Origin of the sequence: Actinomyces sp. HMT 175, assembly GCF_016694895.1 — a bacterium.
Classification (GTDB): Bacteria; Actinomycetota; Actinomycetes; order Actinomycetales; family Actinomycetaceae; genus Actinomyces; species Actinomyces oris.
Window position 1 is genome coordinate 2,544,006 of record NZ_CP068012.1, and the last position, 14,146, is coordinate 2,558,151.

13 protein-coding genes are annotated in these 14,146 nt (G+C 70.2%); 5 read left to right on the forward strand and 8 right to left on the reverse strand.

The features are described 5' to 3' along the window. Positions 1-120: 120 nt before the first annotated feature. Positions 121-2,226 (forward strand): hypothetical protein, encoded by a 2,106-nt coding sequence (locus tag JJJ14_RS10640; RefSeq protein ID WP_201444103.1) that lies wholly within the window; start codon positions 121-123, stop codon positions 2,224-2,226. A 332-nt stretch (positions 2,227-2,558) separates the two neighbouring features. Further along, positions 2,559-3,500 (forward strand): hypothetical protein, encoded by a 942-nt coding sequence (locus JJJ14_RS10645; protein ID WP_236592815.1) that lies wholly within the window; start codon positions 2,559-2,561, stop codon positions 3,498-3,500. Between the two features lie 103 nt (positions 3,501-3,603). Here JJJ14_RS10645 and JJJ14_RS10650 read toward each other — a convergent pair whose 3' ends face one another. Both JJJ14_RS10650 and JJJ14_RS10655 read right to left on the reverse strand, forming a co-directional pair. Then, positions 3,604-4,587: a ribokinase gene (locus JJJ14_RS10650; RefSeq protein ID WP_201444105.1), complete on the reverse strand. Its 984-nt coding sequence runs from the start codon at positions 4,585-4,587 to the stop codon at positions 3,604-3,606. 53 nt (positions 4,588-4,640) lie between these two features. Beyond that, complete coding sequence (locus tag JJJ14_RS10655) at positions 4,641-5,558, reverse strand: LysR family transcriptional regulator (protein WP_201444106.1); 918 nt, start codon at positions 5,556-5,558, stop codon at positions 4,641-4,643. A gap of 82 nt (positions 5,559-5,640) precedes the next feature. Here JJJ14_RS10655 and JJJ14_RS10660 point away from each other — a divergent pair, with 82 nt between their 5' ends. Then, the gene (locus JJJ14_RS10660; RefSeq protein ID WP_201444107.1) at positions 5,641-6,666 is read left to right on the forward strand and encodes a threonine ammonia-lyase; all 1,026 of its coding nucleotides are present in this window, start codon (positions 5,641-5,643) and stop codon (positions 6,664-6,666) included. Between the two features lie 410 nt (positions 6,667-7,076). Beyond that, entirely contained in the window at positions 7,077-7,913 is an 837-nt protein-coding gene (locus JJJ14_RS10665; RefSeq protein WP_201444108.1) for a DUF559 domain-containing protein, read from the forward strand. 175 nt (positions 7,914-8,088) lie between these two features. On the opposite strand, the gene JJJ14_RS10670 is transcribed toward JJJ14_RS10665, so the two are convergent. From JJJ14_RS10670 to JJJ14_RS10695, 6 genes are all read right to left on the reverse strand, one after another. Then, entirely contained in the window at positions 8,089-8,595 is a 507-nt protein-coding gene (locus tag JJJ14_RS10670) for a DUF3995 domain-containing protein (RefSeq protein WP_201444109.1), read from the reverse strand. A gap of 39 nt (positions 8,596-8,634) precedes the next feature. Further along, positions 8,635-9,063 carry a D-aminoacyl-tRNA deacylase gene (gene dtd, locus JJJ14_RS10675; RefSeq protein WP_009747827.1) on the reverse strand — a complete coding sequence of 143 codons (429 nt, stop codon included), beginning with the start codon at positions 9,061-9,063 and terminating at the stop codon, positions 8,635-8,637. Continuing rightward, positions 9,063-9,452 (reverse strand): DUF2516 family protein, encoded by a 390-nt coding sequence (locus JJJ14_RS10680; protein ID WP_075414079.1) that lies wholly within the window; start codon positions 9,450-9,452, stop codon positions 9,063-9,065. The genes dtd and JJJ14_RS10680 overlap by 1 nt, the downstream gene beginning before the upstream one ends. Positions 9,453-9,681: 229 nt before the next feature. Continuing rightward, positions 9,682-10,911 (reverse strand): CAF17-like 4Fe-4S cluster assembly/insertion protein YgfZ, encoded by a 1,230-nt coding sequence (gene ygfZ / locus JJJ14_RS10685; RefSeq protein ID WP_201444110.1) that lies wholly within the window; start codon positions 10,909-10,911, stop codon positions 9,682-9,684. Continuing rightward, complete coding sequence (locus JJJ14_RS10690) at positions 10,911-11,660, reverse strand: FABP family protein (protein ID WP_101559822.1); 750 nt, start codon at positions 11,658-11,660, stop codon at positions 10,911-10,913. Before JJJ14_RS10690 ends, ygfZ begins: the two co-directional genes overlap by 1 nt. 303 nt (positions 11,661-11,963) lie before the next feature. Then, a complete protein-coding gene (locus tag JJJ14_RS10695; protein WP_201444111.1) occupies positions 11,964-13,100 on the reverse strand; it encodes a hypothetical protein in 1,137 nt (378 codons plus the stop codon). Between the two features lie 207 nt (positions 13,101-13,307). Here JJJ14_RS10695 and JJJ14_RS10700 point away from each other — a divergent pair, with 207 nt between their 5' ends. Then, on the forward strand, positions 13,308-13,979 hold the full coding sequence (locus JJJ14_RS10700) for a winged helix-turn-helix domain-containing protein (RefSeq protein ID WP_075374805.1): 672 nt from the start codon (positions 13,308-13,310) through the stop codon (positions 13,977-13,979). Positions 13,980-14,146 lie beyond the last annotated feature (167 nt).

The window sequence follows — 14,146 nt, forward strand, 5'->3', positions numbered from 1 at the left end:
AATGAAGGCCATGCCCCCCGTGACTTCTCCCGCCGACGACGGCCACCCCCACACCGAGAACCTCGAGCAGTTCTCCACCAAGTAGCGCCCAAGCCGGCCCACAACGAAAGACCCCACGCCATGCCACGCGACGCCGACGTCGACCACCCCATCGACGACTCCCCCTCCGCTTCCCGCCACGGCGCCGACCAGGCCGATGCGGCCCTCAACCGGCGCAGACGCCGCCATCAGCGCATCATCGCAGCCCTGACGTCGCTGCGTTTCGGCTGCTTCCTCGGCATGGTGGCCGCGGCCACCCTCTACGTCATCTGCGGCAGCGGGATCGCCAAGGTACTGTTCAAGCTCCCTCAGCTGACCTGGAAGGGCCTGGCGCTGACCGTGTTCCTGTGGGCGTGCGGGGTCGTCCTCTGGCCCGAGCCGCGCCATGACAGCCGCAGCATGCGCAACAGGGCCCTGACCGCGGCCCGCTCAGCGCTCATGCTCCTGCCCGCCGTCCTGGTCCCGGCCGCTGCCGTGTACGCCGTCCTCCCGATCGTCAGTCTCTGGAGGTTCGTGTTCTCCACCTACGCGGTCAGCCTGGGCGAGGCCCTGGCCTACATCATGGGTGTCGCCGCCTTCGCCCTGCTGCTGTCCACAGACATTCTTCTGCGGGCCTCGCGCGCTCTGTTCGAGCCCTATGCCGACGAGTCGCTCTACGTTCCCAATCCGATCTCGGCGCGGATACACGACCTGCGCGATCAGCTGCGGCGACCGTGGCGCTCCTCCCTCCGGGCCCTGGGCCCTCGCGCCCTGCTCGCCCTGGTTCCCGTCGTGGCGCTCGTCGCGTCCTTCGCCGTGCCCTACCTCGGCCACCTAACGACGTCCGACCGGCCCACCATCACTCAGTCCACGGGCCCGTCGGTGAACGCCGACCAGCTGCCGGCGTATCCCACCGGCTTCGCCTCGAAGGAGACGTGGACCAAGAACCTGGCGAGCGGACAGGACGTGGTCGCCGGAGCCGCCGGCCCCATCGTTCTCACCTCAGATGGAGCCACCGGGCTCGACCCCCGTGACGGCTCGAACCGATGGAGCTACCAGCGTAAGGGAGCAACCGCGACAGACGTCATCTCCGGCCCCGACGGCCGCTACCTGGCGATGAGATTCGAAGAGCCGGTCATCTACACGTCCATGACCAGAACGGACGGAAATCTCAGTCCTTCGACGCCGAAAGCCACCGTCGTGCTCGACACGATCACCGGGGCAACGGTCTTCGACTGGCGCGGCGACGCTCCCCTCCAGCTGACCGACTCGGCGGTCCTCTACGGCACCACCGCCTACTCGCTGAAGGACCGGTCAACCATGTGGGACCTTCGAAAGCTCAGCGTTGACGGAGCCTCAGGTTCTCAGTCCGCTCAGGCCGCCTACTCCGGCGCAGCCGGTCACTCGGCCTTCGTCCTGAGTCGCCCCGCGACATACCATGACGTTGCGGTCCCGCAGAATGATCCCACCGCCACCCATGAGCTCCCGACCCTCACTCCCAGGTCAGACGGACGTATCTACTTTGACTACAACCAGGCGGACGTTCCTCTGGTGATCGACGGCTGGATGGTCATTGAAAAGCCTCGTGGGAAACAGTCCAGGCCGTCGTGGTCCAGGGATAACGACCCGCAGGACCGGGAGGTCCAGGCCGTCAGCCTCGACGGCCTGGCCGGTGTTCCCGGAGCAGATACTCGGGCCTATGACCTCGGCATGACCTCTGCGGTCAACGACATCGCCTCCATGAAGGCCGGAGCCCTCGTGACCTTCCCGCCCCTCCCAGCGGAGAAGCCAAAGGATGACGTGGACTTAGAGCTTCACCTGTGGGAGGCCTCCGGCACTGTCGGCTCCGTCTTCAACCCCCGGACCCTGGCAGTGACGACGGCGGCACAGACGCCGGGACTCGCCGCCGCCTCCGTCGGCATCACCCAGGCCGCCGTCGGTGAAGCCGTCGAGGGACGGATCACCGTCAAGCCCGCAGACGGGTCATCGGGCGTATCAATCCCTCTGGCGCCGGGGACAACATTCGCTCCGCCGGGAGACAAGCTCTACAACCCTCACCTCAAGGATCTGGCACTGGCCGCCGTGAGGCCCGAAGAGAATCTAGTGAGCGCCATCAGTACTCCCGGCGCCACCATCATCATGGTTCGGACAGGCACGCAGCACTCCGGCACCTCTCGCATCTACGCCGTGGGAGGTGAAGCCCGATGAGGCGCCACACGACACACGCGACGAAGCCCACCCCCATGCCCTCGATGCGCCGTCACCGCACCGGTTCGGCGGCGAGCCGTGCCGCTCGAGCCCTGGTGACAGCACTCCTCGTCTCACTCCCTCTATCCGGTTGCGGCTCCTCATCCCCAAAGACTGCGGCGACCACGCCGTCGGCGGGAGTCTCCGTCACCCCGCTCAGTGCAGATCAGGTGGAGTCCGAGCGGAAGAGCTTCTCTTCCGTCTATGTCCGCGACCTGCCCACCCGCTACGGAACGGTCAGCGCGGACAACTCACCACCCAAATCCGATGATGATTCTCTGCCCTCAGGAGTCGTGGCCAGCTACAAATCTGGGAGCACCGACGACGAGCCGAAGACCAAGGCCCTTCAGTGGGCCGCCCGCCTCAATCACCCCATTTTCAGAACCGGCGACCTGGGTGACCGTTACCGCGACTCGACCACCCAAACGCAGACCTACGGCCTTCTCAAGCAGAAGTCCTCCGGCGTGGGCGTCGTCAGTCCCGACGGGAAGCACATCTCACTCATTCTCCAACCGCACCGGACCGCTCAGGACGACGACTTCTCAGCCCAGCGCACCTACGTCGTCGTCCTCAGCGCCGAGACGGGGAAGCTCGAAGGCTCGGTGGAGGTCTCCGGGCTGATCCTGGGGCGGGTCCTCACCAATGACAGCCTGGCCATCCAGACCGCCCAGAACTACTACCCGGGAGCCGAGGGTCAGGGAGTCATCTCCGTCCACCCGCTGAGCAACCTTGCGGGCAAACCATCGACCATTTCCAGTGAGCACTGGCTCATCGGCGCCTCCCGGGACTCACTCCTCCTGTCCCCGTACTCCCCCACCGCCAGCAACGATGGGAGCACCCGGTTCCGCCCGTTCACGGTGACCCAGATGGGTACGGACGGCACAGTGCGCAGAACCATCACCGGTGTCAATCGGGTCTACCCCGGCGGATGGCTTGAACGCTTCAGCGATCCTGCCTCCGCGGCCACACTCGCCGCCAGCACCGCAGGGAAGGACGATGACCAGACGCGAGCCGCTTGGGACGCCCTGCCCACCCAGATCGTCGACCTGAACTCGGGAAGCACGCACGACCTCACGGGAGGAAGGGCCGAATCGGTCGGTGTCCCCACCGGCCCCGGCCTGCTCATCAGCCATGAGGCCGCCGACAGCGACAGCAACCCCCAGCAGTTCTGGCTCAGCGCCGACGACGACGGCCACCCCCACACCGAGAACCTCGAGCAGTTGAAGAACAGCTGAGGCGCGGGTCGGCAGCCCGTGTCCTCACCTCTCCCCTGAGGCTCACAGGCCTCCGCGGTGGCCGCGAGCCGCCGCGGCACTCGCCTCGCTCGTCGAGCCGTGCTTATCCGAAGTGCTGCTCGACTGCGGCGACGTCCCCGTAGGAGGCCTGCGCTCCCACGGAGGTCGTCGCGAAGGCGGAGACGGCTGAGGCCGCACCTGCCGCCTCCTTGAGCCCGGCGCCTGCGGCGAGCGCTGCCAGCAGCGTGCCCAGGAAGGAGTCGCCGGCACCGGTGGTGTCCACGACGTCCGCCGGGAAAGGATCCACCGGGGTGATCTCCTCCCCCTCGATCACTATCGACCCGCGGCCCCCCAGGGTCACCACCGCGGAGGGGATGCCCATCGCGGCCAGCCTCCTGGCGCAATCACTCCAGTCCGTGGCGTCGTCGGCTCGGTCACCCTCCGGCTCAGCCGCAGTGTCACTCGCACCCGGCTTCAGCATGTCGGCGAGCTCATGTTCGTTGACGACCAGGACGTCAATGGCCTCCAGGAGCCCGGCGGACAGGACGGGGTGGAACGGAGAGTTGTTGAAGACCACGCGGGTGCCGGCGTCGTGGGCGATATGGGCCGCGGCCTCCACCGCGTCGGGGCTCACCTCCATGCACAGCCCCAGCACACGGGCCTCGCCGATGACATCCTGGTGCCGCCGCGCCGTCGAGACATCCACTGTCCCGTTCGCACCGGGAGACACCACGATGGTGTTGTCCCCCGCGGAGTCCACGGTGATGATCGCGGTGCCGGTGGCCACGTCCTCGCGCTGAACCGCGGAGGTTTCCACACCGGCGCGCTGGAGGGAATCGATGAGCAGGTCGCCGTGGCCGTCAGCCCCGACTGCCCCGATCATCCTCACGTGAGCACCGAGAAGACCGGCCTGAACCGCCTGGTTCGCCGACTTGCCTCCCGGCAGGATCACCAGATCCTCCCCGCTGATCGTCTCACCGGGCTTGGGAAAGCGCTCCGTTCGGACCGTCAGGTCGGCATTGAGGGACCCGAAGACGGCGACCTCGCCGGATACGTCACCCAGAACAGCTCGCACACCAGCTCCCATGTCCGGTTCCTCTCTGTGATGCAGCGCGGACGCATGCCTCATCACACCACACCTCACCGTGAGGCAGCACTCCTACCGGTCCTGACCGCCGGTCGGCGCAGGCTCGTGCGGCGAGCCGCTGTCTGGCAGGCCTCCACCAGGACGTCGATGGCCAGCGGGCAGGGCTGCTCGGCGCGCGTGACCACCTCGACGCGCCGCTGCTCGCGGGCAAGCGGCCGCACCTGGACCCCCTCGTGCCGGTAGGCGTTCAGCGCCATCCCGGGCAGCAGGGCCGCCCCCACTCCGGCGGCGACGAGCGCCTGCACGGCCACGTAGTCGTCGGAGGCGTAGGCGGTCTCGGGCGTGAAGCCGTTGGCCCGCCCCACGGCGAGGAGCTCCTCGCGGCAGCGCGCACAGCCGGTCACCCACCGGCACTGGGCGCCGTCGGCGATGCGCGTGATGCCGCCGGGGTGGGTGACGAGGTAGAGGACGTCGTCGAGCAGCCGCTCGGCCTGAAGGCCTTCGCCGGCGTCGTCGTCGACGTAGGAGAAGGACAGGGCCGCGTCCACCCGCCCGCGCCGCAGCGCATCGAGGGCCTCGGGCGGCTCAGCGTCGACGAGCTCGACCTCCAGGCCCGGGTACTGCCGGCCGACGACGTCGAGCACTCCCGGCACCAGGGAGGCCACGGCGGAGGGGAAGGCGGCCAGGCGCACGCGCCCCGCCTCGGCGCGTGCCATGGAGACGACCTCGCGCTCGGTGCGGTCCAGCAGGTCGAGGACCTCCTGGCCGCGGGCCGCCAGCGCCCGGCCCTCCTCGGTGAGCCGCACGCCGCGTCCGGCTCGCGTCAGCAGGACCGCGCCGGTCGCGCGCGACAGGGCGGCGAGCTGGTGGGAGACGGTGGACTGACTGAAACCCAGGGAGTCGGCGGCGGCCGAGACGGTGCCGAGGCGGGAGAGCTCCACGAGGGCCCGCAGCTGCTGCACATCGATCACGCCACCAAGTATGTCCTGTATCGATGGGTATTCGTCAAAAGATTCATTGGACCGATACTCCGGCCGTCCGCATCATGAAGCCATGACCGTCACCGATACCCTGCCCCAGGCTCCCGACACCATCCAGTCCGGCCTCGACTTCGATGCCGTCCTGCGCACCCACGAGACCGTCTCGCGCGTCCTGCCCGAGACTCCCGCCTGGTCCTACCCGCTGCTCAACGCCGAGGCCGGGGTGGAGGTCACGGTCAAGCACGAGAACGTCCAGCCCACCGGCGCCTTCAAGGTCCGCGGCGGGGTGGCGCTCATGGCGGCGCTCAGCCCCGAGGAGCGGCGCCGCGGCGTCGTGACCGCCTCCACTGGCAACCACGCGCAGTCCCTGGCCTGGGCCGGCGCCCGCAGCGAGGTCCCCGTGACCGTCGTCGTCCCGGTGGGCGCGCCGGCCCGCAAGGTGGCCGCGGTGCGCGCGCTGGGAGCTCGGGTCGTCGTCGAGGGGGAGACGATGTGCGAGTCGCTGGCCCACGCCGAGGCCCTCGCCCTGCGTGAGGGGATGCGCATGGTCTCCCCCGGGGACGAGCCGGCCATCGTGCTCGGGCACGCCACCGTCTACCTCGAGCTCTTCCGTCGCCACCCGGGCCTAGAGGCCGTCTACGCGCCGGTCGGCTCGGGCTCCGGGGCGGCAGGCGCCTGCCTCGTGCGCGACGTCCTGGCCCCCGGCTGCCGGATCATCGGCGTCCAGTCCAGCGCCGCGCCGGCCGCGCACCGCGCCTGGGCCTCCGGGGAGCCGGCCGCCGTCCACAGCCGCACGCGCGTGGCGGGACTGGCCGTTGGGGCGAGCTTCGCCCTCACCCAGTCGGTGCTGGGCCGCAGCCTCAACGACTTCATCCTGGTCGACGACGACGCGATCCAGGGCGCCGTCGGCCTTCTGGCGACCCACGCCCACACCCTCGCCGAGGGCGCCGGGGCTGCGAGCCTGGCCGGGCTCATGGCCGACCCCACCCGCCAGGGCCCCTGCGCGATCGTCTGCACCGGCGGCAACGCCGACGACCACGAGCTCGCCGGCATGTCCGCCGGTTCCGTCGTCGGCACCGACGCGACCCTCAACTGCTGAAGCCGGCCGATCCATACCTGACGGCCGGTTGGGGACCACTCCCCGTTGAGCCGGTGCGGAGAATCAGGCGACACTCGGTTGAGGGCCGGGGAGCGCAGTCGGGGGCGCATACCCGGCCCTCTCCTCTGCCCCGGCGGCCCGCGCCGCCACAAGCGCTCTTGCGTCACCCCACCATGGCCCCTCCCGCGGCCACGAGTGTCCACAGAAATGACATTAGCCCGCACAAGTCACCCGCCCACCACCTAGAACCACGGAATCACACGGTTTTCAAGCCAGCACCAACCTCGTCGGGCATCCAATGTCATTTCTGTGGACGTCAAGCAGGAGACGCGGCTCGTCAACGCCGGAAGTTATCCACAGGGACCAGCCACTTCCTAGCGCCTCAGCTCCGGCAGTCCAAGAATTGTCTCATGGACGACAATGTGCTGACCCGCATCGGCGACGCGCTTGGCGCCGTTGCACAGGCTGATCTACATCTGAACCGCACCGGGCGCCGCCGCCTCCAGGCCCTGGTAGACGCGGGAGAACTCAAACGGTACCCGCACGGAATCGTAGCGCTGCCCGGCACCGACCGACGCATCCTCATCGCCCGCCTTCACCGAGGTCTTATCACCTGCGAGCATGCAGCCGCCTACTACGGCCTTCCGCTCCCCTCTCCACCGCGCAGTGTCCATGTTCTGACTCCGCAAGGACGTCGATTACCTCCGTTATGGGGTGAGCACAGACACGAGACTCGCGGGCGTTCCGTCCTTCGGCTGGAAGACTTCCCGGTTGTCTCCCTCGCCCGCTGCATCGCCGATCTCCTGTGCTGCGCAGAAGAGTGGACGGCTCTGGTCGCCGCCGACGCCGCCCTGCATCGGGGCAGAACGACTCGCCAGCAGGTATCCGCATATCTGCGCGGTCCTCGCCGTGTTCTTGGCCGGAATCGCCTGAAGCGCACCAGCGATCGCGCTCGCAGCCCACTGGAGACCCTGGCCAGAGTTCAGCTGCAGAACGCTGGAATAGATGTTTCCGACGGCATGGTCATCTCAGACGTTGGAGAAGTGGACCTGGTGGTGGCCGGGTGGCTTGTCATCGAGCTGGACGGCTACGAGTTCCATTCCGACCGTTGGTCCTTCCACCACGACCGGGAACGCGATCGCGAACTGGTCCGGCAGGGTTATACGCCCATCCGCTTCACGTCCAACAATGTGCGTTCAGGGAAGATCGTCACCGATGTCCAACGGATTCTCTCCGCCCACCCATAGGCGATGCATGGAATCGACATACCTCGCCCGGCCACGCCCGATGTCCACAGAAATGACATTGGATGCCCGACGAGGTTGGTGCTGGCTTGAAAACCGTGTGATTCCGTGGTTCTAGGTGGTGGGCGGGTGGCTTGTGCGGGCTAATGTCATTTCTGTGGACACCCGCCGCGGGGAGTCAGCGTCCAGCAGGGCCCGCGTGCACGGCGGGCTCGGCCGCCGCAGGCCGGCTCCAGCGCAGGTAGGCGACCGTCGCGGACAGCACCAGGATCCCGCCCACCCAGAAGTGAGGCATCCACAGAACCAGGCGCCACCAACCGTATCGAGAGAGTGGCTCTCCGGACATGATCGTCGGGATCGCCGGCGCCGAGCCGACCATCCCGTAGGCCATGAGCAGGGCTCCCGAGACCCAGCCGAAGGCCAGGCGCGTCCAGCGCGGCACCCTGATGACATCCGGGCGCAGGAGCGCGAAGCCGAAGACGACGAACCCCAGCTTCACCAGCCCGGAGACGAGGACGACCACGACGAACCAGGTGGGCCGCTCCTGGGCGAGACGCAGCCCCTCGCCCTGAAGGACCGTGTCGACCAGCCACGGGGAGCCCAGCGCCCAGGAGACGCTGATGCAGCCGAAGACGGCCCACCACAGCATCATGGCGATGACCACCGCCCGTGAGCGTCCCGTCATCTCAGCACCCCCTTCGGCGGCGTCCTCGGCTTACTCGGCCTACTCGGCCTCGATGAGGATCGTCACCGGGCCGTCGGCCTCCATGTCGATCTTCATGTCGGCGCCGAAGCGGCCGGTGGCCACCTCCAGGCCGCGCCCGCGCAGGTCCTCGGCCACGGCCTCCACCAGGGGCTCGGCCACCTCGCCGGGGGCCGCCTTGTTCCAGGTGGGGCGCCGGCCCTTGCGGGTGTCGGCGTACAGGGTGAACTGGGAGACGACGAGCACCGGCGCTCCGGCGTCGGTCACCGAGAGCTCGCCCTCCAGGAGTCGCAGGTCCGCGATCTTGCGGGCCACCGTGGCCACCTGCGCGGGGCCGTCGTCGTGCGTGGCGCCCACGAGGACCATGAGGCCAGGGCGGGTGATCTCGCCGACCACCTCGCCGTCGACCCGGACCGCCGCGCGGTTGACCCGCTGAATGACGGCGCGCATCAGCGACCAGCGCTCCAGCCACGCCCATCGCGCCCCGGCCGACGCTGCGAGGCCCGCCCCGGGATGCGGATCGAGGAGCGCACCCGCACCGGCGCCAGCGCCTGCAAGGCGGGACGCACGTCCACCAGGTAGACGGCGCTGGCCACGACGCCCAGCAGACCGAACATCGACGCGGCCCCGAGCAGGCCGACCACCGCCGTGCCCACCGCGTTGACCACGTTCCAGAATCGCTTGGTGTTCTTGCCGGCCGCCGCGTAGTGCTCCGCAGGCCGCATCAGGGAGTCGATCAGCGCCCAGACCCCCATGACGAAGGAGACGGCCTGGGCGGCGATCCAGCTCCACCTGACCGCCTCGGAGAGAAAGAATGACACAGCATAAAGGACGCTCACGCGCCCCAGGCTACCGGTTGCCGGTCAACGATCCCAGAGAGGCGGCCACGCCCAGCGAGAACAGTGGTGGCCTCACACGGCGGCCGGCAGTCGTTCCATCCGCCACGGGCCGTCAGAGACTGGCCTCAGCGGGTGACAGCACCCCGGACCGTCACCGAGTAGACGTCGGGCTCGGGTCCCAGAGCAGCCGACCCGGGAGCGCACGGGATCCGGCGCACGACCGGACGGCTCAGAGCCGCAGGCCCTTGCGCAGTTCGGCGCCGGGACGCTCGGCCGGACTGGCCTGGGCGCGTCCCTCGGGGGAGACCAGCACCTCCTGGGCGGCGTCGACCCTCCCGACCGGGATGGTCTCGCCGGTGGCCTCATCGACCTCGGTGATCTCGACGGTCAGCTGCTCGCCCGCGGGCACGGCGCGGCGCAGCAAGGCCAGGGCGATGGGGCCGAGCTCGTGGTGGCGCGCCACGGAGGTCACGGCGCCCACGGCCCGCTCCCCCATGCGCACGCTCGCCCCCGGGCGGGGCAGGTCGCCGACGAGGCCGTCGAGCTGGAGCACGGTGAGGCGGCGCGGAGGCCGGCCCAGGTTGAGGGTGCGCGCGATCGTCTCCTGGCCCGGGTAGCAGCCCTTCGTCAGGTGCACGGCCGTGCGCAGCCAGTCCAGCTCATGGGGGATCGCGCGGGCGTCGGCCTCGCGGGCCCAGCGGGGGCGGCCCGCCTCAATGCGCAGAGCCTCCCAGGCCAGGGCGCCGGCCAGGCGCCGCCCCTCCCCGGCGGCGAGGAAGGCGCCCACCACGGCGCCCACGCTCTGTGCGGGCATGAGGACAAAACCGCCCCGGTAGGTCTCGCCGGGATGGGGCCGGTCCGCTCCGACGTCGTAGCTCGTGCCGCCTTCGACGACGCCCGGCCACGGGTCGCGCCACAGGCCGATGAGTGAGCCCTGAGGCTCGGCGTCACCGGCCTCGGCCGGTGAATCGGAGGCGTCCGGCGCGGTGTCGCGCGCCGCCTGGACCAGGGCCTCGAGGCCCTCCCCCAGGGCGCCCAACACCATGACGTCGGGCCGCTCAGTCACCTCGACGCGCAGCATGAAGCGCATGGAGTCCAGGAAGGTCGCCAGCGCCTCGCCGCGGCCGGCCTCCGTGACGAGCCAGAGCGTGCGGCCGTCGTCGAGAGCCGCGAGCGCGTGGGTGATGTGGCCCTGGGCGTCGAGGAGCAGCGTCTCTGCGCCGCCGTCACCGGGCTTCAGACCGGTGAGCACCTGGCTGGACAGCGTGGTCAGCCAGCTCAGGCGGTCCGGCCCGGCGACGGTGACGACGTCGCGCGCCAGGGCGCAGACCGCGCGCCCCTCGGCCAGGGCGGCCTGCTCGCGGCCGGGGTCGCCGAGGTGGGCGGGGACAGCGCCGTCGGGGTCGTCCGGGGCGGAGGCGACGGCGCCGGGTCGGTTCAGCAGCGGGGAGGTGCGCATCAGACGGTCGGCTCGGCGTCGTCGGAGGCGGGAGAGGAGGAGGTGGAGGACTCGCCCTCCGGCTCAGCCGGGTCGAGGGCGGAGCCGGGCTGGGCGGCGGGGTCATCTAAGTCGTCGACGCGGCCGAGGCGGCCGGAGGCGTAAGTAGTCACCTCGCTCTGGCCGAAGGCGGCCATATCCTGGGTCCACATGAGGTCGCCGCCCACGAGCCCGAACATGCGGGTCATCTCCTCCACGGGGACAGCGGTGCGGGCCCGGCCCACGGCCTGGGTGCCGACCTGGGCACGCGGACCCTGGATCCAACCCTCCCAGACGGCGACGTGGCCGGCGGGGTCGGCCGAGACGAGCTCGAGCTGAGTGACGGGGACGAGCGGACCGCCGGAGCCCTTGGTGTCGGCGTCGTCCTCGGCGGGCTCAGTGGTCTCGGCGCCATCGGGTTGCTCCTGGCCGACGGGCCGCCAGTAGGTGGTCTCGGTGGACCAGATCTGAGCGGGGGCGAGGAGGGAGGCGCCCTGGAGGCCGGGCATCTCGAAGTCGAGGTTCTTGGAGCGGGTGGCGTCCACCGTCCAGATGGTGGTGGTCTGGCGCAGGTAAGGGCCGCCGTCGTGGTCGAAGGTCATCTCCTGGTAGACGGCCTGCTCAGGCACGGTCTCGCCATAGGTGAGGATGCCGTAGCCGCGCCAGGTGCCGGCCAGCCAGGCCAGCGGGTAGAGCTCGGGAGCCAGGTCGTCAGGAAGCGTGAATGCCATGCCCGCAGCCTACGACGTCACCCCGGCCCGCATCACGCGCGCCACCCGCCGCGGCCGCGCGGATCCGCCGGCGCCCTGAGCCTCCGGCGCGCTCTGGAGCCGCAGATCCGGGCAGGATCGGCATCGCGGTGTCCACATTGGATACAAAGGCGGCGAGGAGCACTGAGTGCGCCAGACGAAACCGCATGATTCTGCGGTTCCTTCGCGTGACCGCTGGGCCTCGGAGTCTCTTTGTATCCGATTTGGACATCCGGCCGCCGTGATGCGGCGTTCTCGGGACCTCGCGGGGCCGGTGGGCCACCTTCAGCCGGCGATGAAGCCGCCCAGGAGGCGGGCGATGGCGTAGACCGGCACGCCGACCGACAGGATCGGCACGAGCGCGGAGGCCACCGCCGCCCGCCCGCCGGGCACCCAGCGGTGGGTCCACAGGACACGGTTGCCCGAAGCCATGAGGACCCCCGCCACGAAGCCGACGGCCACGCAGGCCACGGCGCTCTGCAGGGCCGCGGTCGCACTGATGTGGGACAGGCCGAAGAAGCCGGCCGAGGCCAGCACGTAGCCGGCGCCGCCGGCGAACAGGGCCGGCACCGTGACGGTGAGGGCCTCCAGCATCCGGGCGCGCACGTTGAGGACGGTCAGGACGGCACCGACGAACAGCGCCAGGCAGGTGGGCACGACAATGGCCGGGTCGGCCAGTCCCGGTTCCAGGGCGCACCAGGCCGAGCCGGAGACCGCCACGAGGCAGCCGGCCACCGTTGAGGACAGGTCCTCGACCAGGTTGTGCCGGCCGTCGCGGCGCAGCATCTGGCCGACGAAGGCCAGCAGGATCGAAAAGGCCATGATCAGGCCGGCCACCCCCATATCGTCGAGGAGGTAGACGCTGACGGCGGCCGACAGTCCGCTGATCGTCATGACGATCGTGCCGCCCAGGTCGTGCCGGGCGCGCACGAGCGCGGGCCAGCCCTGCGCGGCGGCCGGCACCAGGACGGCCACAAGGGCCAGCCTCACCCAGCCGGGCAGCACTGAGCCGACCGCCAGCAGCAGCGGCACCACGCCCGCGAAGGCGAGCCGGGTCCAGGCCGGGTCCACCAGGCCCGGCTCCTTGGGGCGGTTGGAGGCGCGACGGGTGGCGTATCCCAGGTCCTCGGCGAGGTCGGCAGTGTCACCTGAGTCCGCTGAGCGGGCCGCCTCTGGAACGTCGGAGGAGGCGGCCGTCTCGCCGGAGGCACCCGAGCCGGCCAAGGCCGCAGCTGCCTCCGACCCGGTGGGCCCGGCCGAGGCGTGGGAGTCGCCCGCGCCGATGACGCTGGCCCAGTCCGACGCGCCACCGGCGGCCGTCGGAACGGCTGCGGCATGGGAGTCATGGCGCGAGCCGCGGGAGGCTCTGCGGGTGCGCGCGGCCGGTTGGGCTCGTCGGTGGTGGGTAGTCACAGCACGCATCGTCCCACACCCGGGCGGCCGCAGGGCCCACTGCGACCTCACTGCGGCCCCGCCCCACACTCCTCGCGGACGGTCACTATCCGGACAGTCGTTGCCCCAGGAGATTCCGCCTACGACCAGGTGTGGTTGACTTGTCCCAACAGTATCGCCGCTGCTCAGTTCGACTGCGCCGGCGGTTCCTGGTCGCGAGCCACGGAAGGAGCAGCCATGCGGATCATCATGTTCACTCGTGAGAGTGACGCCACTGATGTCCTGCCGGCGACTGCCTTCCTCGACTCCCCGGTGGAGTGTCTCCCCCCGATGCCCTCCTCCTACGCGGAGGTGGACAGCGCTGACGTCGTCATGATCGACGCCCGCGGGGACCTGACCCGTGCCCGTGCCCTGTGCCAGCTCTTCACCGGCCCCATGGACTGCCCGCCCATCATCCTCATTGTGGAGGAGGGCGGCGCCGCCGCGGTGCAGATCGACTGGGGCGCCGCCGACTTCGTCATGGCCGGCGCCAAGCCCGCCGAGCTGTCGGCCCGGCTGCGGCTGCTGCGCGCCCACGTCCCGGTCGTGGACGAGACCGACGACGACCGCATCGACGTGGGTGACCTCGTCATTGACGTCACCGCCTACACGGCCCGACTGCGCGGCACGATCCTGGACCTGACCTACAAGGAGTTCGAGCTGCTGAAGTTCCTGGCCGCCAACCGGGGACGGGTCCTGACCCGAGACGCGCTCCTGCACGAGGTGTGGGGCGAGGACTACATCGGCGGCTCGCGCACGGTGGACGTGCACATCCGTCGCCTGCGCGCCAAGCTGGGCACCGAGCACGACAACCTCATCGGCACGGTGCGCAACGTCGGCTACCGCCTGGACGCCCCCGAGGACGCCTGAGCTCGCCGGCCCCGGCAGACCGGGAAGGCCCGGACAGGCCCCAGCCAGGAGCAGTCCAGACGTCTCCCTGACCGCCGGGTGGATTCACTGGGTGGACACCGCCGCGGCCCGGAGCCCGGGCCTGTAGACTCGTGGGCGGCGTCGGGCCGTGACGGGCCCCGGGCTCC

What these genes read in the sequence shown, in the direction of transcription:
- JJJ14_RS10695 (WP_201444111.1), bottom strand. Translation starts at nt 13,100, where the DNA reads ATGCGTGCTGTGACTACCCACCACCGACGAGCCCAACCGGCCGCGCGC.
- JJJ14_RS10640 (WP_201444103.1), top strand. Translation starts at nt 121, where the DNA reads ATGCCACGCGACGCCGACGTCGACCACCCCATCGACGACTCCCCCTCC.
- JJJ14_RS10650 (WP_201444105.1), bottom strand. Translation starts at nt 4,587, where the DNA reads ATGGGAGCTGGTGTGCGAGCTGTTCTGGGTGACGTATCCGGCGAGGTC.
- JJJ14_RS10700 (WP_075374805.1), top strand. Translation starts at nt 13,308, where the DNA reads ATGCGGATCATCATGTTCACTCGTGAGAGTGACGCCACTGATGTCCTG.
- JJJ14_RS10670 (WP_201444109.1), bottom strand. Translation starts at nt 8,595, where the DNA reads ATGACGGGACGCTCACGGGCGGTGGTCATCGCCATGATGCTGTGGTGG.
- ygfZ (WP_201444110.1), bottom strand. Translation starts at nt 10,911, where the DNA reads ATGCGCACCTCCCCGCTGCTGAACCGACCCGGCGCCGTCGCCTCCGCC.
- dtd (WP_009747827.1), bottom strand. Translation starts at nt 9,063, where the DNA reads ATGCGCGCCGTCATTCAGCGGGTCAACCGCGCGGCGGTCCGGGTCGAC.
- JJJ14_RS10665 (WP_201444108.1), top strand. Translation starts at nt 7,077, where the DNA reads ATGGACGACAATGTGCTGACCCGCATCGGCGACGCGCTTGGCGCCGTT.
- JJJ14_RS10690 (WP_101559822.1), bottom strand. Translation starts at nt 11,660, where the DNA reads ATGGCATTCACGCTTCCTGACGACCTGGCTCCCGAGCTCTACCCGCTG.
- JJJ14_RS10660 (WP_201444107.1), top strand. Translation starts at nt 5,641, where the DNA reads ATGACCGTCACCGATACCCTGCCCCAGGCTCCCGACACCATCCAGTCC.